Below are 23,801 nucleotides of genomic sequence, written 5' to 3' on the forward strand. Positions count from 1 at the left end.
GAAATACCTTTAGTTTGGATCAATGCGGCAGGGGTGTTCCTTGGCGAGCTTGTCGAATTGCATGAGGCTCTGCAAGAGGGCGGGCATCTGGTCCAGCGGGATCATGTTTGGGCCATCGGAGGGTGCGGTGTCGGGCGCCTCGTGGGTCTCGATGAAGACGGCGGCGATGCCCAGAGAAACGGCAGCGCGGGCCATGACGGGGGCGAACTCGCGCTGGCCGCCGGAACTGCCGCCCTTGCCGCCGGGCTGTTGCACGCAATGGGTGGCGTCCATCACGACCGGATAGCCGGTGGCAGCCATCTGGGGCAGAGACCGCATGTCGGCTACGAGGGTGTTGTAGCCGAAGGATGTGCCGCGTTCGGTCAGCAGGATGCGGGTGTTGCCGGTGCTCTCCACCTTGGAGATGACGTTGGGCATGTCCCAGGGGGCGAGGAACTGACCCTTCTTGACGTTGATCGCGGCGCCGGTCGCGCCGGCGGCGAGTAGAAGATCGGTCTGGCGGCAGAGGAAGGCGGGGATTTGCAGGATATCCACCACCTCGGCCACGGGGGCGCATTGGTCGGGCAGGTGGATGTCGGTCAGGACCGGAACGCCGAGCGCATCCTTGACGGATTGGAGCGCCTTGAGGCCGTCGTCGATGCCGAGGCCGCGCTTACCTGACAGGGACGTGCGGTTGGCCTTGTCGAAGGACGCCTTGAAGACGTATTGGGCGCCTGCGGCGGCGCAGGCCTCTTTCATCTGGCCCGCGATCATCTGGGCGTGATCGGCACTTTCCAACTGGCAGGGGCCGGCGATGACGGTGAGCGGCGCGTCGTTTCCGACGCGCAGGTCTGCGATTTCAACTGTTTTCATGTCTTACGACGAAACCTGTTCCTTGAGGACCGACGCGGTGAGCGACAAGAGCAGGTAGATACCGCCGAAGATCAGGAACGCAAGCAAAGTGTTCTCGAACTTGCGCGGATAGGAGGGATCCTGCGAAGCGACGGGTTTGACCGCGACCGTGAGGTAGCGCACCTGCTTGTTCGCCTCGATCTCGGACTGGCGCTTGGTTTCCAGCGCGGATTGCAGCACGAGGTCGGCGGTGGCGAGGTCGGCCTGCGCCATCTGGATCTCGGCGGCCTGGCTGGCGAGCGAGGTGCGTTCCTCGGTCGCCTCGGTCAGGCGGGCGTTCTGCTTGGCGAGTTCGCGCGACAGGACCTGCACCTCGGAGCGCAGCGCCTCGACCCGGGCGGTGTTGGGCCGGGCGTTGGCAAGCTGGGTGTTGAGCGCCAGCTGCTTTTCCTGGAGCTGCAATTCCACATTGCCGATCAGCTGACGGATATTGGCGATTTCGCCCTCGGGGTCGAGGATCGAGCCTTCCTGCAACTCGACGAGCCGGCGCTGGGCCGCGCGGCGTTCTTCCTTGGCCTCTTCAAGAGCGGCCTCGGCGGTTTTCACGGCGTCGAAACGTTTTTCCTGGCTGAGCGAGTCGACATTTTCCTCGGCATATTCGATCAGCTTTTCAGAGAACTCGCGGCTGGTTTCGGGGTCGGCGGTGGCGACCTCCAGCCGGATCACGCCCTCGGTCGGGTCATAGCCCAGCTTTACGTATTTCTGATAGACCTTGTAGGCCTCTTCGTTGGTGGCGTCGGGATCGAGCCGCTGGATCGGGTCGATCTCGTCGCTGCTGAACATGGCCTTGAAGCCGACATCCTCGTTCAGGCGCAGCATGGCATCCTTGGATTCAAGGTAGGACTGGACCGCGATGGAATCCTGCCCGGTGGCGAATTGCGAGGGCAGAAGGCCGCCGAGGCCCCCCTTGCCACCGCCCGAGCCGTCGGCGGTGATGATCAGGAATTCCGACTTGGTCGAGTACATCGGCGTGGCAATGTTGTAGAAATAATACCCCGCGATCAGCGTGGGCAGCATGACGAAGGCCGCCAGCCGCGAGATGAGCAGCAGCATCTTCTTGCGGCGGCGCGAGGCGATGTCGCGCTGGATCTTCTGGATTTCCTGGGCGCGCCGGTCGGCCGGACTGAGCTCGGTTGAGGGCAGGGCCACCTGCCCTACCGGCACGGTCTGGGGCAGTTGGATGCGCTCGTCGCCGGTCTGGGCCGGCTGGGTGTTTTCCCCCGCCGACACAAGCTGGACGATATTGGAGCCCTGGAACGGGTCGATGCCACGGGCCCGCAGCAGGCGGACCGCGTCGAAGTCGGATGTCGGCGCGAGGCCGTGTTTCTGGGCCATGCGCCGCGCCATGCGCAGTTGCCGCCCGGTCAGGCCCTCCTTGCGGATGTCATCGATGTTCTGAGACACCGAAACCTCTCGGGCGGATGTCACCTCGCCCTCGTGCAGGCGGGGCGCGTCGGCGCGGTCTGCGGGGGGCTGCTGCGGCGTGGTGTCCGGCGTCTGCGGGACCTCCTCGGCGGGGGTCTCCGGGCCGGGGGCGGCGGCATGGGCGCTGCCGCCGGACGTGCGGCGGATGCGGAACTTTCTAGCCTTGGGTTTCGTAGTCATAGAGCTGTTTTGCCTCTTCCAAGGTGTCGAACATATGCAGTTTGCCGTCCATCAGGACGGCGGCCTCCTGCGCGAATTTCTCGAGCGTGGCGGGCTGGTGCGATACGATCACCACTGTGGTCGTGCGCAGTCGTTCCCGAAGGATGTCGCCCGCGCGCCGGTTGAATTCGACGTCGGTGGAACTGGGCATGCCCTCGTCGATGAGGTACATGTCGAAATCCAGCGCGAGCATCAACGAAAAGGTGAAGCGCGATCTCATGCCCGTCGAGTAGGTGCCGAGCGGCTGGTCGAAATATTCGCCCAGATTGCAGACATAGCGGCAATACGCCTCGACGTAATCGGGATCGAGCCCGTAGAGCGTGGCGATGTAGCGCGCGTTTTCGCGGGCCGAAACGCGGCTGATGACACCGCCCATGAAACCCAGCGGAAACGAAATGCGGCAACCGCGGCGAATCTCGCCCTCGTCGGGTTTTTCCAGGCCCGCCATCATCTTGATCAGCGTGGTCTTGCCCGTGCCGTTGGGCGCGAGGATGCCGAGCGAACGGCCAAGCTTCACCCGGAACGAGACGCGGTCAAGGATCACCTTGCGCTGCGTGCCCGTCCAGAAGGACTTGCTGACATTGTCGAACTCGAGCATCAGGGGCTCCGTCGCTGCTCTTGCCCTCGTTTAGCGAGGTTTTCTTAAGACCGTATTGGTCTTGATCCCGCACATTATGTCGGAATTGTCCACGATGTGACAACAAATCGGGGCAATTTTGTGCTCGAGATGAGAAAAAACGAGGAAGCGGCGCGAAAGCGGGGAAGTTCTCGCGCCGCGTGGTTGAGATGGAGGGGTTTGCAGGGTCAGGCGACGGCGTGCCACGCAATGCCGGCGAGCACGGCGCCGGTGAGGCCGAAGCCGAAATAGGCGAAGAAGATACGTGGCTTGACCAGCGCCCACACCGCGATGGCGGCGGGGATGCAGCTGACGCCGCCGGCGATGACGAAGCTCATGGCGGCGCCCTGGCTCATGCCCTGGGCCAGCAGGGCGTCGACCAGCGGCACGGCGGCATAGCCGTTGAGGTAGGCGGGCGCGCCCACCAGAGCGCCGAGAAGGATCGTGCCGATGCCGTCGCCACCCAGGACAGTGGCGATGGCGTCTGCGGGGATGTATTTCAGCATCACCGCCTCGATCACGTAGGCGAGCGTCAGCCATTTCAGCAGGAAGATCCCGTTGTCGATGACGTTCTCGCGGAAGGTGGCGGTGCGGTCGGCGTCGGACCAGAAGCGCCAGACAGGCTTGCCCTCGAACGGTTTCTTGGCGCCGCAGCAGCCGCCGGTTTGGCGGTTTTCGCGCAGGGGATCGGCAAAGAGGGGCGAGCGGGACAGCGCCATGGTGGCGAATCCGCCCATGAGGCCGAGGCCCACCGCCGCGGCGGCCTTGGCCACAGCGAAATCCCAGCCGATGGTGCCGGAGGTAATGAGGAACATGGCCGGGTCCATCAGCGGCGAGGCCAGCCAGAAGGCCATCACGGCCCCAAGCGGCGCGCCGAGCGCCAGCATGGCGGCGATGAAGGGAATGACCTCGCACGAGCAGAAGGGCGAGAGGCCGCCCAGGAGGGCCGCGAGGAAAATCATGCGGACCTGGCGGCCCTCGAACGCCTTGGCCAGCAGGGTCTCGGCCCCGGTGGCCTTCATATAAGCCACGGCGAGGACGGCGAAGACGATGAAGGGGGCGGTGTGCAGGAGCGCGCCGGCGGTGAAGGTGACGGTGGGCCAGGCCTGCGGCGGGTCGAGCACCGCGACGGCGGCGAGGATCAGCGCGACCGCCAGCCAGGCCTTGTCGAGGCTGGCCCATCTGCGGCGCAGGGTGGGGGCGGTGATGTCAGCCATGATCGTGGTCCTTGGTGTCCTCGTGGGCGCAGTGGTCCCTGTCGGCGCAGCATTCGCGCAAAAGGAAATCGGCCAGCGCGTGCAGTTCGTCATAGGCGACGGCGGCGCAGAGGATGCTGCGGCCCTGTTTTTCCTGCCGGACGAGCCCGGCCTGTGACAGGATTTTCATGTGATGGGTCAGAGTGGATCCGGTGACACCCGCACGCTCGCCCAACTCGCCGATTCGCAAGCCCTCGGGGCCGGCGCGCACGAGGGTGCGCAGCACGGCGAGGCGCTGTTCGGAGCCAAGTGCCGCAAAGGTGGAGGCCGCGAGGGCAAGGTCGAGGTCGGGAATCGGCTTCTGTTTCATATTTCTAGGATTATAGAAATGAAGGTTTGTTGCAAGCCATATTTCTAGAAATATCGAAATGACAGACTGTGCGCCCCATGTGCAGCCCCTTTAACATCGTGCTGCGCTGCGGTATGAGCGGCGCAAAGAGACCCGAACCGAAGAGGATTTCCCAAGATGGGTTACAAGATCGTCGTCGCGGGCGCCACGGGCAACGTGGGCCGCGAAATGCTGAACATCCTGGCCGAACGCCAGTTCCCTGTCGACGAGATCGCGGTGCTTGCCAGCCGCCGGTCCATCGGCACAGAGGTCAGCTTTGGCGACAAGACCTTGAAGACCAAGGACATCGAGGGGTTCGATTTCACCGGCTGGGATATGGCGCTCTTTGCCATCGGCTCGGAAGCGACGAAGAAATACGCGCCTATCGCCGCCAAGGCGGGTTGCGTGGTGATCGATAACTCTTCGCTCTATCGCTACGACGCGGACGTGCCGCTGATCGTGCCGGAGGTGAATGCGGACGCGATCACGGGCTATTCCAAGAAGAACATCATCGCGAACCCCAACTGTTCCACCGCGCAAATGGTCGTGGCGCTGAAGCCGCTGCATGACCGCGCCAGGATCAAGCGGGTGGTGGTCAGCACCTACCAGGCGACGTCGGGCGCGGGCAAGGAAGGCGTCGACGAGCTGTGGGATCAGACGAAATCGATCTACAACCCCACGGACGAAGTGCCGCCGAAGAAGTTCCAGAAGCAGATCGCCTTCAACGTCATTCCGCATATCGACGTCTTCATGGAGGATGGTTCCACCAAGGAGGAGTGGAAGATGGTGGTCGAGACTAAGAAGATCGTCGATCCGTCGATCAAGGTCACTGCGACCTGCGTGCGGGTGCCGGTCTTCGTGGGCCACGCGGAGTCGGTGAATATCGAGTTCGAGGAGTTCCTGGACGAGGACGAGGCGCGCGACATCCTGCGCGAGGCGCCGGGGATCATGGTCGTCGACAAGCGCGAGGACGGTGGATACGTGACGCCGGTGGAATGCGTGGGCGATTTCGCCACCTTCATCAGCCGGATCCGGCAGGACAGCACGATCGAGAACGGCATCAACCTTTGGTGCGTCAGCGACAACCTGCGCAAAGGTGCCGCGTTGAACGCGGTGCAGATCGCCGAGACGCTGGGCAACCGGGTGCTGCAGAAGGGCTAAGCCCTTTTCATCGCTGTGAGATTTTTGCCGCGCCGTCCTTTGCCAAGGGCGGCGCGTTTTCTTTTCGTGGAAAAATTTCACCGTGCGGCCAAGAAGGGCGGACTTGCGCGCGTCCCATTAGAGACCGATCATCCGGCCAATTATTCTGGAGTAGACACCATGCGTTCGCTTTCCCTGATCATCCTTGCCGCCCTGCCGTTTCCCGCGCTGGCCGAAGATTTCGCCCTGACCAGCGACGTCGGCGCGGTCACGCTGTATCCTCAAGGCGCCACCATTACGCGGCAGGTGCCCTACAGCATCCCGGCGGGGCAGCATCAGCTGATCCTGACGGATTTGCCGCGGTCGACGCCGCTGGCCTCGGTCCGGGTGGCGGTCGAGGGCGCGGCGATGGGCAGCGTGACGGCGCGGCGCGATTTCGTGCCGCCGCGGACAGAGGAAGAGACCGCCGCGTTGCAGACCGCCCGCGCCGAGGTGGAGCGGCTGGAGGACGAGCTGCGCGATGCGCGCGCCGCGGTCGACACGATCCGTCTGGAGGCCGAGGCGGCGCGGGCGCGTGTGGCGTTTCTTGAAAAGCTGGGCGAGGGCGAGGGGGTGACAGCGCTGGACATTGCCGCCCTGCGCGACCTGTCGGCGATGATCGGCGAAGAGACCCTGGCGGCGCTGCGCACGGCCCAGGATGCCGAGCGGCGGGCCGATGCGGTGGCGCGGTCGCTGGAGGATCTGGAAGACGAGCTGAAGCGCGCGAAACAGGCCGAGGCCGCGCTGGTGCCCGAGGAGGAGGACCGCGCGATGCTGGCCGTGGCGGTCAGCGCAGATGCCGAAACGGACGGCGTGCTGACGGTGACCTACAACACCGATGCGGCCGGGTGGGAGCCGGTGTATGATCTGCGGCTGGATCGTAAGAGCGGCGCGTTGACCTTGGAGCGGGGCGCGTATGTTGCGCAGTCCACGGGCGAGAACTGGCAGGCGGCGGAGCTGACCCTGTCGACCGTGCGCCCCAGCGAACAGACCGCGCCCAGTGAGGTCTGGCCGTGGCTGCGCCGGATCTACGAGGAGCCGCCGATGCAGCCCGTGCCGCTCGCGCGCAGCGTTGCGGAGTCCGACATGGCCGCAGGCGCCGCGAAGGAAGAAGCCCTGGCCGTGTCGCCTGAGGCGATCGTCGCTGCGGCGGATTTCGACGGGCTGTCGGTGACCTACAGCTATCCCGGCACGGTCGACGTCGCCACGGGGGCGGACCGGGTGCGCCTGGCGCTGGGCACGCTGGAAACGCAGGCCGAGACCGTCGCCAAGGCGGTGCCGCTGAACGATCCTAGCGCGTTCCTGGTGGCGGAGTTCACCAATGACACGGGCGAACTGATCCTGCCCACTGCCGAGGCGAGTTTTTATCTCGACGGGCGCTTCGTAGGGCAGCGTTACCTTGATCTGATCCCGGCGGGAGAGGCGGCGGAGCTGTCCTTCGGCCCCATCGACGGGTTGCGCCTCTTGCGCACGGTCGAGGACCGGGCCGAGGGAGACCGCGGCGTGATCTCGAAATCGAACCGGATCGAGGAAACGGTGCGCATCGAGGTCGAGAACCTGACCGGAGAGAGCTGGCCGTTGCGGGTGCTGGACCGGGTGCCGGTGTCCGAGCAGGAGGATCTGAAGATCAGCTGGGAGGCGACGCCGACCCCGGCCGAGGAGACGGTCGACGACAAGCGCGGCGTGCTGGCGTGGGAGTTCGAGTTGGGCGCAGGCGAACGCCGGGAGATCCGCCTGAGCCACACGATCAAGTGGCCGGACGGGATGGTGCTGCGCTGAGCGGCGCTCTGGATTTCGGAAGCACATATGCACCGGCCCTGAGGGGGCGGTGCATATGGTGTCGGCTGGATACTTGCCTTAGAACCGTTCCGCCCGCAGCACCTGGCAATCGGTGACGCAGACCACGCCGATATGCCGCTCGACCACGGAAAACGCGGCCTCGAGCAGGTTGTCCAGCCGTTCGGGGCGGATGATGCACACCACTTGTACCATGCCGTCGGCGCGGCCGATCTGACCTTCGCGGTCCCACTCGCCGGACCGGCCCGACCCGCCCAACACGGGCAGGATCGTATAGCCGGTGACGTCTGCGTCATGAAGCGCCTTGGTCAGGCGGGTTTTCATGACTTTCTCGATGGTGATCTCGACACGCTTCGCATCATGGGTCTGCATGTCAGCCTCCTGTCGCGGCGCGGGCGATGGCCACGTAAAGCGGGATGCCCAGCACAAGGTTGAAGGGGAAGGTCACGCCGAGCGACAGCGTGAGATAGATCGAGGGGTTCGCCTCGGGCAGGGCGACGCGCATGGCGGCGGGCACGGCGATATAGCTGGCCGAGGCCGCGAGCACCATCAGCAGGACCACGCCCCCGGTCGACAGGCCCAGAAGCAGCGCGGCGCCGAGGCCGAAGAGACTGCCGACCATGGGCATGACGAGGCCGAAGACAAGACCGCCAAGGCCGATGTCATGGCGGCCCTTGGCCATGCCACGCCCGGCGACGAGGCCCATGTCCAGAAGAAAGAGGCAGAGCACGCCCTTGAAGGGGGCGACGATGAAGCTGCTGATTTCCTCAAGGCCCTCGGGGCCGGTCACCCACCCGATGAGAAAGCTGCCGACCAGCAGGACGATCGAGCCATTCAGAAGGATCTCGCGCCAGAGGCCGGCATCCATGCGGCCCGATTTCTCGCCCCGCGACACCAGCCAGAGGGCCGACAGGATGGCCGGCGCCTCCATCGCGGCGGCGACGGCCACCATGTAGCCCTCGGACCCGATACCGCGGCTTTCCAGTACGGAGGTGGCGGCGACGAAGGTGACGATGGAGATCGAGCCGTAATGCCCCGCGACGGCGGCGGCGTTCAGGCGGTCCATCCGGGTGACGATGCGTAGCAGAAGGTAGGCCACGAAGGGCAGGAGGCCGGAGAGGATCACGCCGGCCAGAAGCGTCAGACCCAGCGTGGCGTCGATGCCGTGATCGGCCACGCTGACCCCGCCTTTGAACCCGATGGCGAAAAGCAGGTAGATCGACAGGGCCTTTGCCGCGGCCTCGGGCACAGAAAGGTCCGATCGCGCAAGCGCGGCGGCCAGGCCGAGCACGAAGGACAACACGATCGGCGAGATCAGGTTGTCGGCGGCCAGGGCGAGTATCTCCATCATCCAGCATCCCCTCCGAATGAAATTTGGAGTGATTTATGGCATTGGCGGAGGAAGGCAACAGGAACCCCGCGCGGCATAATGGATTGTGCGGCAGGCCCGGTGCGATGTCAGACCGTGACGAACCCGCCTTCTTCGGGCACGTAATGTTCGATCTCGCCCTCGCCGATGTCGTGCCAGAGGCCGTGCAGGGTGAGGTGGCCGCTCTCGATGGCCGCGGCCACGAAGGGAAATGTCACGAGGTTTTCAAGACTGACGAGAACGGCCTGCTTTTCAAGAGCCGCGACGCGTTCTTCGGTGTCCTTGATCTTTTTCACCCGTTCGTAGCCGGGGCGCAGGATATCCATCCAGCGGCCCACGAAGCTGGTCTTGTCGTTGAGTTCGGGCGCGTCGCCCGAGCACATCGCGTCGCAGCCGCGCACGCCGCCGCAGTTGGAATGGCCCAGCACGATCACGTGGGCCACCTTGAGCGCGGTGACGGCGTATTCCACCGCTGCCGAGGTGCCGTGCTGCTGGCCGTCGGGGGTGAAGGGCGGCACCAGGTTGGCGATGTTGCGGTGCAGGAAGAATTCGCCCTGGTCGGCGCCGAAGATCGCGGTGACATGCACGCGGCTGTCGCAGCAGCAGATGATCATTGCGCGGGGGTGCTGGCCCTCTTGCGCCAGGTGACGGTACCAGGCCTGGTTGTCCTGATATTTCGTGGCCTTCCAGCCCTTGTAGCGTTGCACGAGGTAGCTGGGGAGCGGGCGGACTCTTTTCATGATGGCGCCTTTGGGTCTGTCACTGGTCCGGAGGGTGATAATCGGGATTCTAGAAGAATTCGAGATAGAAATTGGTGGATGGCAAACCAATTCAAAAGGCTTTGCAGGCATGGTCGGCCCCGCCGAGGGGGCATGGAAATGTGGGAAAGACCGTGGAAAGAATTACCCTTTTGAACCAGACCGAGGTCGCGCAGCTGGACCAGGGGCGGCTGGAACAGCTTTACCTTCAACTGGGCGAAGCCGGGGCCGAAGATGTCGTGTGCCGCGCACTGGAAGAACTGGCGGTGCGCCTGTCGCATACCGAGAGGTGTTATCGCAGCGACCGGGTGCAGGACATGCGCAAGAGCGCCCGCAGCCTGATCGCCATTGCCGAGCAGGTCGGGATGAGCAAGCTGGCGCGGGTGGCGCGGGACGTCACGCAAAGCATCGACCTGCATGACAGGGTGGCGATCGCGGCCACGCTGTCGCGGCTTCTGAGGATCGGCGAGACGTCGCTGCACGAAATCTGGGACGTGCAGGATTATTCCGTCTGAGGTCTTGCAGGTGCTGCGGGTCAGGCTAGGCTGCGGGTGAACGAAACCATCCCGGGACATGCGCCATGCCGCTTGAGTTTGCACCGGAAGGGGCCGATGCCCTTCCGCTTCACGTGATCGAACAGGACGCGCTGGAGGACTGGCTGTCGGGCCAGTCGGCCACGGTTGCGACCTGGGTGCAGGCGGCGGGGTTTACCGGCGGGCTGGGCCAATCGCTGCTGGTGCCGGACGGCAATGGCGCGCCGGAGATGGCGGTGGCAGGGTATGGCACCGAGGCCGCGCGCAAGCGGGGGCGGTTCCACCTGGCCGCGCAGGCCGCGAGCCTGCCCGAGGGTGTCTATCGTCTGGAAGGGCTGGCGCAGGAGCGCGCTGCGGAAGAGGCGCTGGGCTGGCTCTTCGCGGGCTACGCCTTTGACCGATACAAGGATCAGAAACCCGCCAAGGCGACGCTGGTGGCCCCCGCGGGCGTCGACGCGGCCCGGCTGGAGGCGATTGCGGCGGGCGAGGCGCTGACGCGCGACCTGATCAACACGCCGACCTCGGACATGGGGCCGGTCGAGCTGGAGGCGGCCTGTGCCGATCTGGCCAAGGAGCAGGGCGCGGAGATCGAGGTGATCCGTGGCGAGGCGCTGCTGGACGAGAATTTCCCCATGATCCACACGGTGGGCCGCGCCGCCGACCAGGCGCCGCGCCTCATCGACATGCGCTGGGGCGACACGGGGCCGAACCTGACTCTGGTGGGCAAGGGTGTATGTTTCGACACCGGGGGGCTGAACCTGAAACCCGGGGCCAGCATGGGCCTGATGAAAAAGGACATGGGCGGGGCCGCGACCGTGCTGGGGCTGGCGCGGATGATAATGGCGCTGAAGCTGCCGGTGCGCTTGCGTGTGCTGATCCCGGCGGTGGAGAATTCGGTCAGCGGCAATGCGTTCCGGCCCGGCGATATCCTGACCGCGCGCAACGGGATGACGGTGGAGATCAACAACACCGATGCCGAGGGGCGTCTGGTGCTGGCCGACGCGCTGAGCTTTGGGGCCGAGGCGGAGCCGGACCTGATGATCTCGATGGCGACCTTGACGGGGGCCGCGCGGGTGGCGGTGGGAGCGGATATCGCGCCCTATTTCACCGATGATGGCGTACTCTCGGGCGCGCTGGACGCCGCGGCGCAGGCGGTGGCAGACCCGGTTTGGCGGCTGCCGTTCCACGAGCCCTACGAGGCGATGATCGAGCCGGGGATTGCCGATCTGGACAACGCGCCCAAGGGCGGGTTTGCCGGCGCGATCACGGCGGCGCTGTTCCTGCGGCGGTTCGCCGGGGCGACGCGCTACGCGCATTTCGACATCTACGGCTGGAACCAGAGCGCCGCGCCGGGCCGTCCCAAGGGCGGGGTCGGCATGGGCGCGCGGGCGCTCTTGCAGGCGCTGCCCGAGGTGCTGGCGCTGTGACCGACCGGCGGCGGCTGCATTCCAACGGGCGCGTGGCCGATGCGGGGCTGCTGGGGCAGGTCGAGGCGGAGCTGTTCGTGGAGGGCGACGACCGGCAGGTGATCGTGCCGGTCACGCCGATCCTGTCAGAGCCGGACGGCAGGCGCGAGCGCGAACTGGTTTTCGGCGAGGGCGTGCGCCTGTTGGAAGAGCGGGGCGGCTGGGTGTTCGGCTATGCGCTGCGCGATGGATATGCCGGATATTTCGCCGCGGGGGATCTTGCTGTGCCGAAGGGACCACCGAACCACGTGGTGCAGGCACGGATGACCCATGCTCTGGGGGAACCGGATTTCAAGGCGCAGACCGAGCATCTGATACTGAGCCTGGGGGCCTGGGTGAGCGTGACCGGCACCGAGGGGCGCTGGGCCGAGATTTTTGCACCGGAGGGCCGGATGTACGTGCCGGCAACGCATTTGCGCGTGGCCAGTGCGGTCGAGCCCGATCCGGTGCGCGTGGCGGAGCGGCTGATCGGAACGCCCTATGTCTGGGGCGGGAACTCGGCGCTGGGGATCGACTGTTCGGGGCTGGTACAGGCGGGCTGCCTGGCCTGCGGCCTGGCCTGCCCCGGCGACAGCGACATGCAGGAGGCGGAGCTTGGTGAAGCGCTGCCCGAAGATGCGCCGTTGCGGCGCGGCGACCTGCTGTTCTGGAAGGGGCATGTGGCCTGGGTGGTTGACCCCGAGACGCTGTTACATGCCAATGCGCATCACATGGCCGTCGCCTTTGAGCCGATGGCCGAGGCCATCGCGCGGATCGAGGCGCAGGGAGATGGGCCGGTGACGGCCCGCAAGAGACTGGAGAAAAAGACATGAGTGACCCGTTTTTCCAGCCCGTTTCGGGCTTTGAGCTGCCGCGTTTCGCGGGGGTGCCGACCTTCATGCGGCTGCCCCATGTGCTGCCCGACCATGCGCGCTATGGCGATGTGGATGTGGGCGTGATCGGTGTGCCGTGGGACAGCGGGACGACCAACCGGCCCGGGCCTCGGCACGGGCCACGGCAGTTGCGCGATGCGTCCACCATGATCCGTGCGCAGCACGCGGTGAGCGGGGTGCGGCCGTTCGAGGCGCTGAATTGCGCCGATCTGGGCGATGTGGGGCCGAACCCCGCTGATATCGCCGACAGCATGGAGCGGATCACGACATTCTACAAAGGCGTGGTGGATGCGGGGATCACGCCGCTGACGGCGGGGGGCGATCACCTGACCAGCCTGCCGGTGCTGCGCGCAGTGGCCAAGGACGGACCCTTGGGCATGGTGCATTTCGACAGCCATACGGACCTTTTTCACAGCTATTTCAACGGGCAGATGTATACCCACGGCACGCCCTTCCGCCGCGCGGTTGAGGAGGGGCTGCTGGACCCCAAGCGGGTGGTGCAGATCGGGCTGCGGGGTAGCATGTACGATTCCGAGGATCGCGATTTCGCCCGCGCGGAGGGCATCCGGCTTATCCTGATCGAGGAGTTCTTCGAGCGTGGGGTCGCCGACGTGATGGCCGAGGCTCGGGAGATCGTGGGGGGTAAACCGACCTATATCTCGTATGACATCGATTTCGTCGATCCGACCTTTGCGCCCGGCACCGGCACGCCCGAGGTAGGCGGGCCGAATTCGTATCAGGCGTTGCAGGTGTGCCGGGAGCTTGAGGGCGTCAATATCGTGGGCGCGGACATGGTCGAGGTGTCACCACCGTTCGACGCCAGCGGCAACACCGCGTTCCTGGGTGTATCGATCATGTTCGAGATCCTGTGCGTGATGGCCGCGGGCCGGGCGGCATGAGCGGGATCGTCAACACCGAGCAGGCGGATCACTGGTCCGGCAAGGCGGGCGAAGTCTGGGTGCGGGAACAGGCGATGTTCGACGGTCTGATGGCGCCGGTTCTGGACCTGCTGCTGGACCGCGCCGGGTTGCGGGCGGGCGACAAGGTCGTCGATATCGGCTGCGGCACCGGGGCAGGCCTGATCGCCGAAGCGAAGATCGTGTGCGAGGCTGGCCATGTGATCGGGCTGGACGTGTCGGGGCCGATGCTGGACCTGGCCCGTGAGCGGCTGGATGCGGAGGGCGTCGCAAATGCCACCTGTGTTCTGGCGGATGCGCAGGTGCATCCGTTCGGGGACGTGGCGGCGGATCACCTTGTGTCACGTTTCGGCGTGATGTTCTTTGACGACCCGAGGGCGGCCTTCGCGAACATGCGGACCGCGTTGAAGCCGGGCGGGCGCGTGACCTTCGTGTGCTGGGCCGGGATGGACGGCAACCCGTGGTTCCGTGTCCCCGCCGAGGCGGCGAAATCCGTGGTCGGCGCGCCGCCGCCGCAGGACCCGCGCGCGCCGGGGCCGATGGCGTTTTCAGAGGCGGACTATGTGCGGGACACCCTGGGGCAGGCCGGGTTCGAGGGGATCGGGCTGACCACGGAAGAGATCACGCTGACGCCCATTGGCGATCTGGAGCAGAACGCCACCTTCGCGTCACGCGAGGGGCCGGCGGGGCGGATCGTCAAGGATATGGGCGGCGGCCGCGGGGACTATGCCGCCGTGGCGGAGAAGCTGCGCGACGCCTTGAAAGAGTTCGAGGCCCCGGACGGCGCGCTGCGCGTTCCGGGGCGGGTGCACGTGGTCAGCGCGAGCGCAGGCGTTTGAGCACTTCGCGCGAGGCGAAGCCGTCGGTCTTCATACCGGCGCTTTGCTGGAAGTTCATAATAGACTTGGCGGTGTTAGGTCCGATGATGCCGTCGATCTTTTCCAGCGGATAGCCCATCTGCTTGAGCCGGCGCTGGATCTCCTTGCGTTCTTCAAAGCTGACGGGGGTGTAGCCGCGTGGCCAGGCGGCCTGGATCGCGGGGCCGCCCTTGATGCGGTCTGACAGGTGCCCGACGCCGATGGCGTAGGCGTCGGCGTTGTTGTAGCGCTTGATCACGTCGAAATTGGAAAAGACCATGAAGGACGCGCCCGAGGGGCCCGCCGGTTGCAGGATGCGGGCCGAGCCATAGTCGCGCACCGGGCGGCCATCGACGCCGACGATGCCCTGCGCGGCCCATTGCGAGGGCATCCGGCTGGTGTTGCCGTAGCGGGCGCCATTGGGCACGCGAACCTCGACGCCCCAGGGCATCCCTTTGCGCCAGCCGAAGCGTTTGAGGTACGCGGCGGTGGAGGCGAGCGCGTCGGAGGGATCGTTCGACCAGATGTCGCGGCGGCCGTCGCCGGTGAAATCCACGGCATAGGCCTCGTAGGAGGTGGGAATGAACTGCGTGTGACCCATTGCCCCGGCCCAGGAGCCGAGGAAATTGCGCGGCGTGGTGTCGCCGTTCTGGAGGATCTTCAGCGCGGCGATCAGTTGCTTTTCGAAAAAGGCGCCGCGGCGACCGTCGAAAGACAGCGTGGACAGGGCCTCGATCACCGGGATGTCGCCCATGCGGGTGCCGTACTTGCTTTCCAGGCCCCAGACGGCGGTGACGACCTCGGCCTCGACCCCGTAGGCCTGTTCGATCCGGCTTAGCGCGCTGCGGTGGCGGCTGAGGGCCTGTTGGCCCATGTCGACGCGTTCGGGCGAGGCGGCGCTGTCGAGGTAATCCCAGATCTGGCGTTTGAACTCGGCCTGGTTGCGGTCTTTCGAGACCACGTCGGCGTTGTAGTTGATGTTCTGGAAGGCGGCGTCGAAGACCCGCGCGCTGACCCCGCGCGACAGGGCACGGCCACGGAAGGAGCGAACCCAGTTGTCGAAGGCGGGGTTGGAGACGCGGGTGAGTTGCGCCTCGCCGGAGTTGTCGCTCAGCGCCTCGGGGCGCAGCTTGGGACGTAGCGATCTGGTGGATACGGAAACGCGGGTGACCTGCGGGGTTGGCGTGGCGGCGGCGGGTCGCGCGACGGGCCGGATCGACGATTCGAGGGCCGTGGCCGCCGCGCCGCCGGACAATAGCGCCGCGCCCAGAACTGGAAAGAGATACCTGACAAACATTGCTCGCCCCTTTTTGCTGGGTTTGATCGGAGCATAGCCTGAAACAGTTTGTTTCAAAAGCATTCAATCATGTGGCCGGGCGAAGTGTCGCCTGTGATCAGGCCGTTTCCTGGCCCGTGTCGCAGGTCATGGCGGCAAGGCATTCGCGCAACAGGATCGCGCGGCGGGGCCGGAAGGACGCGCCGGTGAGGTCCAGCCCGCGCATCCGGTCGAGGCGGAAGGCACGGAAATCGCCGCGCAGGTGGCAGAAGGCCAGAAGACAGAGCGAGGATTGCATGAGGACGACCGACAGGGGGTCGACCTCGCGGGTGGTTTCGCGGCCCTCGGCGTCGGAATAATCGAAACGGATGGTCTTTTCCTCCCACGTGGCGCGGCGCAGGCGGGCGGTGTCAACGCCCGATTGCGGCAGGGGGGTGAAGCGGCGGGCCGAGAGGACGGCGTGATCCAGCCGGTGCGCCTGCGTCTGCGGCAGGCGGGCGCGCAGCTTGGCAAGCGCCGATTGCGCGGCGTCGGCCAGGGTGCTGTCGCCCACCTCGCCCACCTCGCGCAGGCCCAGCACCAGCGCCTCCAGCTCGTCCTCGTCGAAGTTGAGCGGGGGCAGGGCGGCATCCTCTATCAGGCGATAGCCGAAGCCCGCCGCACCGTCGATCACCGCGCCAAGCCCGCGCAGGGCGTCGATATCGCGATAGATGGTGCGGGCGGTCACGTCGAGCCGGTCCGCCAGCGCCTGCGCCGTGGCGGGGGCCGGGACGATGCGCAGGGCCTGCATCAGTTTGAAAAGGCGTTCGGTCCGGGTCATGGCGCGGAGTATGATGCCACATGGTGACGGTTTTTGTCAGCAGGGTTTGCGGGCATGAGGCGCGATGAACCTGTCACGGCAGCGGATTCTTTCCGGCGCTATCTTGAAGTGGGACGGAGCCTGCTCAAATTCCCAGCAACGCGCCTTTTGCGCGGGATTGGAGTTATCCGAATTGGATATCGTGTTCGTGATCGCCGGGCTGGCGGGGCTGCTCCTTGGTGGCGAGTTGCTGGTGCGCAACGCGGTGCAGCTGGCCCGAGGCCTGGGCGTGTCGCCGCTGGTGATCGGGCTGACCATTGTGGGCTTCGGCACGTCCGCGCCGGAACTGGTGACCAGCTTGCAGGCGGCCTGGGTCGGGTCGCCGGGGATTGCCCTGGGCAACGTGGTGGGCAGCAATATCGGGAACACGTTGCTGATCGTGGGGATCGCGGCGCTGATCTCGCCCATTCTGGTGGCGCGGCGGGCACTGGCGCGGGATGGGACCGTGATGCTGGGCGCGACGTTGGCCTGCGCGGCGCTGGTGCTGAGCGGCGAGATGGGGCGCGTGGCCGGGCTGGGCCTGATGCTGGCGCTGGCGGGCTACCTGGCGTTTACGTTTATGGCTGAGCGCAAGGGGCCGACGGCGGCGGGCGAGGTTTATGTCGCGGAAGGCGATTTGTTGCCCGAAGCGCCGGTGCGCGCGGGCCGTGCGGCGTTGGGGCTGTTGCTCGGGCTGGTGGTGATCCTGGCTGGGGCGCGGTTTCTGGTGTCGGGGGCCGTGGGGCTGGCGCAGATGCTGGGGATGAGCGACTCGGTGATCGGGCTGACGGTCGTGGCGATCGGCACGTCGATGCCGGAGCTGGTGACCTCGGTGCTGGCCGCGCGCAAGGGGCAGGGTGACGTCGCCTTTGGCAACATCATCGGCAGCAATATCTTCAATATTCTGGGGATACTGGGAGCGACGGTGCTGGTGGTGCCAATGGCCGCGCCTCTGCCGATCGCGGGGCTGGACCTCGCCGTGCTGCTGGGCTCGGCGGTGGTGTTCGTGGCGTTTGCCTTCACCGGCGCGCGGATCGACCGGCGCGAGGGCGCGGTGCTGCTGGCGGCCTACGGTGCTTACATGATCTGGCTGCTGGCGGCCTACGGTGGTTACATGGTCTGGTTGCCGGCGGGCGTTTAGCGACGCTTGCGCGAGACCTTGCGCTTGGTCTTGTCGGCCTTGTGCTTTTCGCGCGCCAGTTTGCGCTTGGGTCCGCCGCGCCCGCCTTTGGGCTTGCCGCGTCCGCGCCCCGTGCGGGGCGTGCCCGAGCCGCCGGGCGTGATCGCCTTGCCGTCGAGGCGTATCAGTTCGAGGCCGAGGCCGCCGGTGACCGGCGCCGCCTCGCTGAGGCGGACGACGACGCGCTGGCCGAGGCCGATGACGATGCCGGTATCGGACCCCATGAGCGTGCCGCGGTCGCGGTCGAGGTGGAAATACTCGTTGCCAAGCGCGCGCATGGGGATGAGGCCGTCCGCGCCGGTCTCGTCCAGCCGCACGAAGGCGCCGAACTTGGCGATGCCGCTGATCCGCCCGGTGAATTCCTCGCCGATGCGTTCCGACAGGAAGGCCGCGAGATAGCGGTCATTGGTGTCCCGCTCGGCCATCATCGAGCGGCGCTCGGTTTCCGAGATGTGCTCGCCGGTGCTTTGCAGTCGTTCCTCGTCGGCCTTTGAAAGCCCGTCCTCGCCCCAGCCATGCGCCGAGATCAGTGCCCGGTGCACGATCAGGTCGGCATAGCGGCGGATGGGCGACGTGAAATGGGCGTAGGATTGCAGCGCGAGACCGAAATGCCCGAAATTGGACGGCGCGTAATAGGCCTGCGTCATCGAGCGCAGGGTGGCGAGGTTGATGACCTCGACATGGTCGGTGCCCGCCGCGCCGTGCAGCAACTGGTTGAGGTGCGAAGTTTTTAGCACCTGCCCCTTGGCCAGCGTCAGGCCCGCGGCCTCGGCCACGTCGCGCAGGGTGTCGAGTTTTTCCGGCGGCGGTTCCTCGTGGACGCGGAAGAGGAGGGGGGATTTTTTTGCAATCAGCGTCTCGGCGGCGGCCACATTGGCCAGCACCATCATGTCCTCGATCAGCTTGTGGGCATCGAGGCGGTCGGCGAAGTTGACGGAGGTGACCTTGCCCTCGTCGCTGAGCACGACCTTGCGTTCGGGCAGATCGAGGTCGAGCGGTTGGCGGTTGGCGCGGGCCTCTTGCAGGGCGGCAAAGGCCTCGTAGAGCGGGTTTATGACCTCGTCCATGAGCGGCCCGCACTTGTCGTTAGGCGCGCCGTCTCGGGCGGCCTGCACGTCCTGGTAGGTGAGCGAGGCGGCGGAGCGCATCAGGCCGCGCACGAAGCGGTGGCCGATTTTCTCGCCATGGGCGTCGATCTGCATCCGCACGGCGATGCAGGCGCGCGGCACGCCTTCGTGCAGGGAACAGAGATCGCCCGACAGCCGGTCGGGCAGCATCGGCACTACCCGGTCGGGGAAATAGCTGGAGTTGCCGCGCTTGCGGGCCTCGGCATCGAGGGCAGAGCCGGGGGTGACGTAGCAGGCGACATCGGCGATGGCGACCCAGATGACATGCCCGCCCTCGTTCTTGGGGTCGTCGTCGGCGTGGGCCCAGACGGCGTCGTCGTGGTCGCGGGCATCGGCGGGGTCGATGGTGACGAGCGGCAGGTCGCGCAGGTCTTCGCGGCCCTTGAGGCCCTGGGGTTTCTGCGCGTCGGCCTCGGCGATGACGTCATCCGGGAAATCGTCGGGGATGCCGTGCTGGTGGATGGCAATGAGGGACACGGCCTTGGGCGCGGTCGGGTCGCCCAGACGGTCGAGGATGCGGGCCTGCGGCAAGCCCATGCGACCCTTGGGACCGGCCTGTTCGGCCTCGACCAATTCGCCGTCCTTGGCGCCGCCGGTGGTGGAGGACGCGACCAGCCATTCCTTGCCGTCGCCCTTGTCGATCGGCAGGATGCGCCCACCCTCGGCGGTTTTCTTGAAGACGCCCAGCACCTTGCGCGGGTTGGTCCCGATCCGGCGGATGAGCCGCGCCTCGTAGTGATGTGCCTCGCCCTTGACCTCCTGCAACCGGCCCAGGATGCGGTCGCCGGGGCCGAGCGCGGGATCGCTGGCGCGGGGGATCAGCAGGACGACAGGCTCGACCCCCTCGCCATGCCATTCCAGGGGACGTGCCAGAAGCTCGCCGTCGGGCGTCTGGTCACTGACCTGCAGCACGCTCACGGGCGGCAGCTTGTCGGGGTCGCGATAGGTCTTCTTGCGCTTCTCCAGGTGTCCCTCGGCCTCCAGCTCCTTCAGGATGCGCTTGAGGTCGATCCGCGCCGCGCCCTTGATGCCGAACGCCTTGGCAATGTCCCGCTTGGAGGTCAGGGTCGGATTGTCCGAGATCCATTGCAGGACCTGTGATTTGGAAGGCAACTCGCTCATGCCTCGGGACGTAGCACGAAGGTGGGGGGCGTTCCATGCGAAGATTGCCGGCATGCGCCGGAGCGCCTGCTTTTTCTTGCCGTAAATCCTCTCGGGGGTCTGGGGGTGAAACCCCCAGCCGGTCGACGCGGGCTTGGCCCGCGGCGAAACGGGTTACGGCGCGCGAAGATCGTCCGCCGTGTCCACATCCCGCAACGTGTCGACCAGACCGATCCGCGAGTCCGGTAGTGTTGCGCGGCTATCTGCCAGCGCGTGCTCGGTGGACCAGCGGACGTCTTGCAGGAAGGTCGCGGGCACCGCGCGGGTGCGTTTCATCCCGATCAGCCAGTAGCCGCCGTCGGGGGCCGGGCCGAAGACCGCGTCGTTCCGGCCAAGACTGGCAAAGGCCCGGGCGATATGGGCGGGAGTGATGCCGGGAATGTCGCCGCCGATGATGCAGACCGGACCGGGCGGTCGCGTGCGCATCACCCGCGCCATGCGGTCGCCGAGGTTGCCGGGGCCCTGGGGCATGCGTTCACGGTCATCCGGCCAGGCGCGGCTGGACAGGCCGGCGACGTCCGGGGCGACGGCCAGCACGAGGTCCCAGCGAGGGTCGCGCAGGCGGCGCAGGAGACGGGTGGTCTGATGACGGACCCACCACGTGGCGGCGACAGGACCGATGTCGCGGGCCAGGCGGGTCTTCACCCGGCCCGGCCGGGGCTCTTTCAGCATCACCACCAGCTGGCGGCGGATCACGCGAAATAGTCTTTCAGCACGCGGTCATAGATCGCCTTGAGCTGTTCGATATGGGCGATGTCCACCCGCTCGTCGACCTGGTGCATGGTCTGCCCCACCAGGCCGAATTCCACCACCGGGCAGTGATCCTTGACGAAGCGCGCGTCGGATGTGCCGCCGCTGGTCGACAGGACCGGCGTCTGGCCTGTCTCGGCCTGAACCGCGCTCGACACGAGGTCCGAAAGCGGCCCCGGTGGCGTGAGGAAGCTTTCGCCGGAATTCTTCACCGTCATCTCGCCGGTGACGCCGAAGCTGTCGCAGACCGCATCCAGCTCGGATTGCAGCCACCTGGTCAGGCTGTCGCCGCTATGGGCATCGTTGTAACGGATGTTGACCGTCATGCGCGTGCTTTCGGGGATCACGTTGGTCGCCGGGTTGCCGGTGTCGATGGTCACCACGGCGAGCGTTGACGGGTCGAAATGATCGGTGCCGTCGTCCAGCACGTGGCTGGACAGGCGGTCGGCCAGCCGTGCCATTGCCGGAAGCGGGTTCAGCGCCCGGTGCAGGTAGGCGGAATGCCCCTGCACCCCGGTCAGCGTGATCCACGCCGACATCGAGCCGCGGCGGCCGATCTTCATCATGTCGCCCATGGTTTCGGGGCAGGTGGGCTCGCCCACGAGGCAGGCGCTCATCGCTTCGCCCTTGGTTGCCATCCAGTCAAGCAGGGCCACGGTGCCATCCTGCGCATCGCCCTCCTCGTCGCCGGTTATGGCGAGCAGGATCGCGCCCTCGGGCGGCGTGGTGCGCACAAAGTCGATTGCCGCGGCGGCGAAAGCGGCGACGCCGGATTTCATGTCGGTGGCGCCGCGGCCCCAAAGCTGGCCGTCGCGAATCTCCGCGCCGAAGGGATCGGCGGTCCAAGCTGCGGCATCGCCCACCGGCACCACGTCGGTATGCCCGTTGAAGCCAAAGCTGCGGGCCGCGCCCTTCTCGCCCCAGCGCGCGAAGAGATTGGCGATGCCGCCCCGGTCCACGCGGGTGCAGGTGAAGCCCGCCTCGGACAGCAGGTTTTCCAGCAACACGAGCGCGCCGCCTTCCTCGGGGGTGACCGAGGCGCAGCGCACCAGTTGTGCGGTCAGGTCGACGGGGTCGATGGGGGCGGAGTCTTGTGGCATGGAGGTCTATCCTGTGAACTTTCGACAGACCTAGCCTGCACGGTCTGTAACCGCAAACCCGCGCCGGGAAAAAACTTTGCCTCCGGATCGGGATCGGTGACGGAATTCCTTAACAAAGCGAAAAAAACGTGGTAACCGATCCTTAATAAATGACCCGAGGCAGGGCAAAAGAGCAGCTGGGCAAATCGCCCGACACGCAAGCAGGCACATAAAAACAAGCCGCGACGTGTCAGACCGGACCACCGGAAAAGCCGATTCTTGGCGTGCGCTGACCTTGGACGTACATGAGGTGGGCAGTATGGTCAGGGGCGTTGAAATCCCTATAGACGATCGCGCGTCGGCAAGAGAAATGGCCGAGACGATCTTTGGTGACGGTGTTCAGGTGATCAGCGCCTCTTACACCGGCGACAACGATTCTTCGGGGATATACACGCAAGGCAACTCGGTCTCGCCGGGTGTGATGCCGTCGGATACCGGGGTCATGTTTTCGACCGGGGACCTGAACGGATTCACCAATTCGACTTGGTGGTGGTCGAACGATTCCAACCAGTCCAGTCAGACCACGACCAGTTCCAGCGGTCCCAACAACGACCCGATGTTCAACGCGGCGGCCGGAGCCAATACCTACGACGCCTCTTACCTCGACGTCGATTTCATTCCGACGGGCGACGTGATGACGATGCAGTTCGTCTTCGCCTCGGAAGAATTCCCCGAATACGCGGTGGGTTCCTTTCAGGATTTCGTCGGAGTCTGGATCAACGGCACGCAGGTCCCGCTGAGCGTAGGGGACGGGGATATCGACCCCAACAACCTGAATGCCGGGTCTAACGCGAACCTGTACGTCGACAATACCTCGGACCAGTACAACACCGAGATGGACGGTTTCACCGTTACGATGACGCTGACGATTCCGGTCAATTCGGGCGATGTGAACTCGATCCGGATCGGTATCGCGGATGTTACGGACGCCAATTACGACTCGACGCTGATCATCGCGGGCAACAGCGTGCAGACGACGCTGGTGGCGCTGGACGATGTGTCCAAGCTGTATCCGACAGGGTCGAAGACGCTGGATGTTCTGGACAACGACGTGAACAACACCTCCGGTGCGCTGACGATCACGCAGATCAACGGGCAGAACGTCGTTGCGGGCAGCACGGTCACGCTGGCCACCGGACAGACGGTGCAGTTGAACGCGGACGGCACCCTTACGGTCGTGGGGGATGGCGACGTCGAGGAAGTCAACTTTACCTACACGGTCGAAAGCGCGAACGGGCAGAGCGATACCGGCTTTGTCACGCTGAATTCGATCCCGTGTTTCGTGCGCGGGTCGCGCATTCGGTGCGAGCGCGGCGAGGTCGCGGTCGAGGACCTGTGCGTGGGCGATCTTGTCATGACGCGCGACGAAGGGTTGCAGCCGGTGCGCTGGATCGGCCACCGAGAGGTTGCCGGAACGGGGCAGTACGCCCCGATCCGCATTCAGGCGGGCACGTTCGGCGCGCATGGTGAACTGTGGCTTTCGCCGCTGCACCGGATCCTGATCCGCGACAGCCTGGCCGAGCTGCTGTTCGGTGAGCGCGAGGTGCTGGTGGCGGCCAAGGACCTGGTCAACGACCGCAGCGTGCGACGCGTCGAGGTCGACACCGTGGATTACTTTCACCTGCTGTTCGACCGGCATCAGGTCATCGTCTCGGAAGGGTTGCCGACCGAAAGCTTTCTGCCCGGGCCGCAGATCAAGGACAGTTTCGAGGCCGAGGTGCTGCAAGAGATCTGCACCCTGTTCCCCGAAATCGACCCCGAAACCGCCGAAGGCTACAGCCCCGCGGCAAGACGGATGCTGCGCGGCTTCGAGGCGCAGATCCTTTCAAAGAAATGGGTGGCGTGAC

Annotated in this window: 22 protein-coding genes; 9 read left to right on the forward strand and 13 right to left on the reverse strand. The window is 65.9% G+C overall.

Annotated elements, in window-relative coordinates; translation table 11 throughout:
- Nucleotides 1-9 precede the first annotated feature (9 nt).
- The 5 genes from kdsA to FIU89_RS01730 all read right to left on the reverse strand — a co-directional run bounded on the left by kdsA (nt 10) and on the right by FIU89_RS01730 (nt 4,717).
- Nucleotides 10-852, reverse strand: coding sequence for a 3-deoxy-8-phosphooctulonate synthase (gene kdsA, locus FIU89_RS01710; protein WP_152491009.1), 843 nt, complete (start codon nt 850-852; stop codon nt 10-12).
- 3 nt (nt 853-855) lie between these two features.
- Entirely contained in the window at nt 856-2,496 is a 1,641-nt protein-coding gene (locus FIU89_RS01715) for a capsule biosynthesis protein (protein WP_152491010.1), read from the reverse strand.
- Nucleotides 2,474-3,133, reverse strand: a complete 660-nt coding sequence (locus FIU89_RS01720) for an ABC transporter ATP-binding protein (protein WP_152491011.1) — start codon at nt 3,131-3,133, stop codon at nt 2,474-2,476. Before FIU89_RS01720 ends, FIU89_RS01715 begins: the two co-directional genes overlap by 23 nt.
- Before the next feature lie 206 nt (nt 3,134-3,339).
- Nucleotides 3,340-4,368, reverse strand: coding sequence for a permease (locus FIU89_RS01725; RefSeq protein ID WP_152491012.1), 1,029 nt, complete (start codon nt 4,366-4,368; stop codon nt 3,340-3,342).
- A complete protein-coding gene (locus FIU89_RS01730; RefSeq protein ID WP_152491013.1) occupies nt 4,361-4,717 on the reverse strand; it encodes a helix-turn-helix transcriptional regulator in 357 nt (118 codons plus the stop codon). Before FIU89_RS01730 ends, FIU89_RS01725 begins: the two co-directional genes overlap by 8 nt.
- Before the next feature lie 156 nt (nt 4,718-4,873).
- Between FIU89_RS01730 and FIU89_RS01735 the strand changes: the two genes are divergently transcribed.
- Both FIU89_RS01735 and FIU89_RS01740 read left to right on the forward strand, forming a co-directional pair.
- Nucleotides 4,874-5,896 carry an aspartate-semialdehyde dehydrogenase gene (locus FIU89_RS01735; RefSeq protein WP_152491014.1) on the forward strand — a complete coding sequence of 341 codons (1,023 nt, stop codon included), beginning with the start codon at nt 4,874-4,876 and terminating at the stop codon, nt 5,894-5,896.
- Between the two features lie 159 nt (nt 5,897-6,055).
- A complete protein-coding gene (locus tag FIU89_RS01740; RefSeq protein WP_152491015.1) occupies nt 6,056-7,693 on the forward strand; it encodes a DUF4139 domain-containing protein in 1,638 nt (545 codons plus the stop codon).
- Between the two features lie 78 nt (nt 7,694-7,771).
- Here the strand turns inward: FIU89_RS01740 and FIU89_RS01745 are convergent, their stop codons facing one another.
- From FIU89_RS01745 to FIU89_RS01755, 3 genes are all read right to left on the reverse strand, one after another.
- Entirely contained in the window at nt 7,772-8,083 is a 312-nt protein-coding gene (locus tag FIU89_RS01745) for a transcriptional regulator (RefSeq protein ID WP_152491016.1), read from the reverse strand.
- 1 nt (nt 8,084) lies between these two features.
- On the reverse strand, nt 8,085-9,062 hold the full coding sequence (locus FIU89_RS01750; protein ID WP_152491017.1) for a sodium-dependent bicarbonate transport family permease: 978 nt from the start codon (nt 9,060-9,062) through the stop codon (nt 8,085-8,087).
- A gap of 107 nt (nt 9,063-9,169) precedes the next feature.
- Complete coding sequence (locus FIU89_RS01755; RefSeq protein WP_152491018.1) at nt 9,170-9,820, reverse strand: carbonic anhydrase; 651 nt, start codon at nt 9,818-9,820, stop codon at nt 9,170-9,172.
- Between the two features lie 152 nt (nt 9,821-9,972).
- Here FIU89_RS01755 and FIU89_RS01760 point away from each other — a divergent pair, with 152 nt between their 5' ends.
- The 5 genes from FIU89_RS01760 to FIU89_RS01780 all read left to right on the forward strand — a co-directional run bounded on the left by FIU89_RS01760 (nt 9,973) and on the right by FIU89_RS01780 (nt 14,465).
- A complete protein-coding gene (locus tag FIU89_RS01760; RefSeq protein ID WP_172977991.1) occupies nt 9,973-10,353 on the forward strand; it encodes a hypothetical protein in 381 nt (126 codons plus the stop codon).
- 65 nt (nt 10,354-10,418) lie between these two features.
- A complete protein-coding gene (locus FIU89_RS01765) occupies nt 10,419-11,798 on the forward strand; it encodes a M17 family metallopeptidase (RefSeq protein WP_152491019.1) in 1,380 nt (459 codons plus the stop codon).
- On the forward strand, nt 11,795-12,649 hold the full coding sequence (locus tag FIU89_RS01770) for an NlpC/P60 family protein (protein ID WP_152491020.1): 855 nt from the start codon (nt 11,795-11,797) through the stop codon (nt 12,647-12,649). The genes FIU89_RS01765 and FIU89_RS01770 overlap by 4 nt, the downstream gene beginning before the upstream one ends.
- Nucleotides 12,646-13,608, forward strand: coding sequence for an agmatinase (speB, locus tag FIU89_RS01775; RefSeq protein WP_152491021.1), 963 nt, complete (start codon nt 12,646-12,648; stop codon nt 13,606-13,608). Before FIU89_RS01770 ends, speB begins: the two co-directional genes overlap by 4 nt.
- On the forward strand, nt 13,605-14,465 hold the full coding sequence (locus tag FIU89_RS01780; protein ID WP_152491022.1) for a class I SAM-dependent methyltransferase: 861 nt from the start codon (nt 13,605-13,607) through the stop codon (nt 14,463-14,465). The genes speB and FIU89_RS01780 overlap by 4 nt, the downstream gene beginning before the upstream one ends.
- Here FIU89_RS01780 and FIU89_RS01785 read toward each other — a convergent pair.
- Both FIU89_RS01785 and FIU89_RS01790 read right to left on the reverse strand, forming a co-directional pair.
- Nucleotides 14,443-15,780 (reverse strand): lytic murein transglycosylase, encoded by a 1,338-nt coding sequence (locus tag FIU89_RS01785; protein ID WP_152491023.1) that lies wholly within the window; start codon nt 15,778-15,780, stop codon nt 14,443-14,445. The genes FIU89_RS01780 and FIU89_RS01785 overlap by 23 nt on opposite strands.
- Before the next feature lie 97 nt (nt 15,781-15,877).
- On the reverse strand, nt 15,878-16,579 hold the full coding sequence (locus tag FIU89_RS01790; RefSeq protein ID WP_152491024.1) for a YafY family protein: 702 nt from the start codon (nt 16,577-16,579) through the stop codon (nt 15,878-15,880).
- A gap of 181 nt (nt 16,580-16,760) precedes the next feature.
- Here FIU89_RS01790 and FIU89_RS01795 point away from each other — a divergent pair, with 181 nt between their 5' ends.
- Entirely contained in the window at nt 16,761-17,738 is a 978-nt protein-coding gene (locus tag FIU89_RS01795; RefSeq protein ID WP_368373309.1) for a calcium/sodium antiporter, read from the forward strand.
- Here the strand turns inward: FIU89_RS01795 and rnr are convergent.
- The 3 genes from rnr to dapE form a co-directional block, all read right to left on the reverse strand.
- On the reverse strand, nt 17,735-20,026 hold the full coding sequence (gene rnr / locus FIU89_RS01800; protein WP_152491026.1) for a ribonuclease R: 2,292 nt from the start codon (nt 20,024-20,026) through the stop codon (nt 17,735-17,737). The two genes, FIU89_RS01795 and rnr, sit on opposite strands and share 4 nt — an antisense overlap.
- Nucleotides 20,027-20,179: 153 nt before the next feature.
- Entirely contained in the window at nt 20,180-20,758 is a 579-nt protein-coding gene (locus FIU89_RS01805) for a TIGR04282 family arsenosugar biosynthesis glycosyltransferase (RefSeq protein ID WP_152494365.1), read from the reverse strand.
- A complete protein-coding gene (gene dapE / locus FIU89_RS01810; RefSeq protein ID WP_152491027.1) occupies nt 20,758-21,915 on the reverse strand; it encodes a succinyl-diaminopimelate desuccinylase in 1,158 nt (385 codons plus the stop codon). The genes FIU89_RS01805 and dapE overlap by 1 nt, the downstream gene beginning before the upstream one ends.
- A 298-nt stretch (nt 21,916-22,213) precedes the next feature.
- Between dapE and FIU89_RS01815 the strand changes: the two genes are divergently transcribed.
- Nucleotides 22,214-23,800: a Hint domain-containing protein gene (locus FIU89_RS01815; protein ID WP_152491028.1), complete on the forward strand. Its 1,587-nt coding sequence runs from the start codon at nt 22,214-22,216 to the stop codon at nt 23,798-23,800.
- Nucleotide 23,801: the final 1 nt, after the last annotated feature.

It is taken from the genome of Roseovarius sp. THAF27, assembly GCF_009363655.1.
In the GTDB taxonomy this organism is placed as follows: Bacteria; Pseudomonadota; Alphaproteobacteria; order Rhodobacterales; family Rhodobacteraceae; genus Roseovarius.

Bases quoted from the DNA above. Each gene is read 5' to 3' on its own strand.
- FIU89_RS01730 (WP_152491013.1), bottom strand. From the start codon at position 4,717: ATGAAACAGAAGCCGATTCCCGACCTCGACCTTGCCCTCGCGGCCTCC.
- kdsA (WP_152491009.1), bottom strand. From the start codon at position 852: ATGAAAACAGTTGAAATCGCAGACCTGCGCGTCGGAAACGACGCGCCG.
- FIU89_RS01725 (WP_152491012.1), bottom strand. From the start codon at position 4,368: ATGGCTGACATCACCGCCCCCACCCTGCGCCGCAGATGGGCCAGCCTC.
- FIU89_RS01735 (WP_152491014.1), top strand. From the start codon at position 4,874: ATGGGTTACAAGATCGTCGTCGCGGGCGCCACGGGCAACGTGGGCCGC.
- FIU89_RS01745 (WP_152491016.1), bottom strand. From the start codon at position 8,083: ATGCAGACCCATGATGCGAAGCGTGTCGAGATCACCATCGAGAAAGTC.
- FIU89_RS01780 (WP_152491022.1), top strand. From the start codon at position 13,605: ATGAGCGGGATCGTCAACACCGAGCAGGCGGATCACTGGTCCGGCAAG.
- FIU89_RS01785 (WP_152491023.1), bottom strand. From the start codon at position 15,780: ATGTTTGTCAGGTATCTCTTTCCAGTTCTGGGCGCGGCGCTATTGTCC.
- FIU89_RS01740 (WP_152491015.1), top strand. From the start codon at position 6,056: ATGCGTTCGCTTTCCCTGATCATCCTTGCCGCCCTGCCGTTTCCCGCG.
- FIU89_RS01715 (WP_152491010.1), bottom strand. From the start codon at position 2,496: ATGACTACGAAACCCAAGGCTAGAAAGTTCCGCATCCGCCGCACGTCC.
- dapE (WP_152491027.1), bottom strand. From the start codon at position 21,915: ATGCCACAAGACTCCGCCCCCATCGACCCCGTCGACCTGACCGCACAA.
- FIU89_RS01765 (WP_152491019.1), top strand. From the start codon at position 10,419: ATGCCGCTTGAGTTTGCACCGGAAGGGGCCGATGCCCTTCCGCTTCAC.
- speB (WP_152491021.1), top strand. From the start codon at position 12,646: ATGAGTGACCCGTTTTTCCAGCCCGTTTCGGGCTTTGAGCTGCCGCGT.
- rnr (WP_152491026.1), bottom strand. From the start codon at position 20,026: ATGAGCGAGTTGCCTTCCAAATCACAGGTCCTGCAATGGATCTCGGAC.
- FIU89_RS01720 (WP_152491011.1), bottom strand. From the start codon at position 3,133: ATGCTCGAGTTCGACAATGTCAGCAAGTCCTTCTGGACGGGCACGCAG.
- FIU89_RS01790 (WP_152491024.1), bottom strand. From the start codon at position 16,579: ATGACCCGGACCGAACGCCTTTTCAAACTGATGCAGGCCCTGCGCATC.
- FIU89_RS01815 (WP_152491028.1), top strand. From the start codon at position 22,214: ATGGTCAGGGGCGTTGAAATCCCTATAGACGATCGCGCGTCGGCAAGA.
- FIU89_RS01755 (WP_152491018.1), bottom strand. From the start codon at position 9,820: ATGAAAAGAGTCCGCCCGCTCCCCAGCTACCTCGTGCAACGCTACAAG.
- FIU89_RS01750 (WP_152491017.1), bottom strand. From the start codon at position 9,062: ATGATGGAGATACTCGCCCTGGCCGCCGACAACCTGATCTCGCCGATC.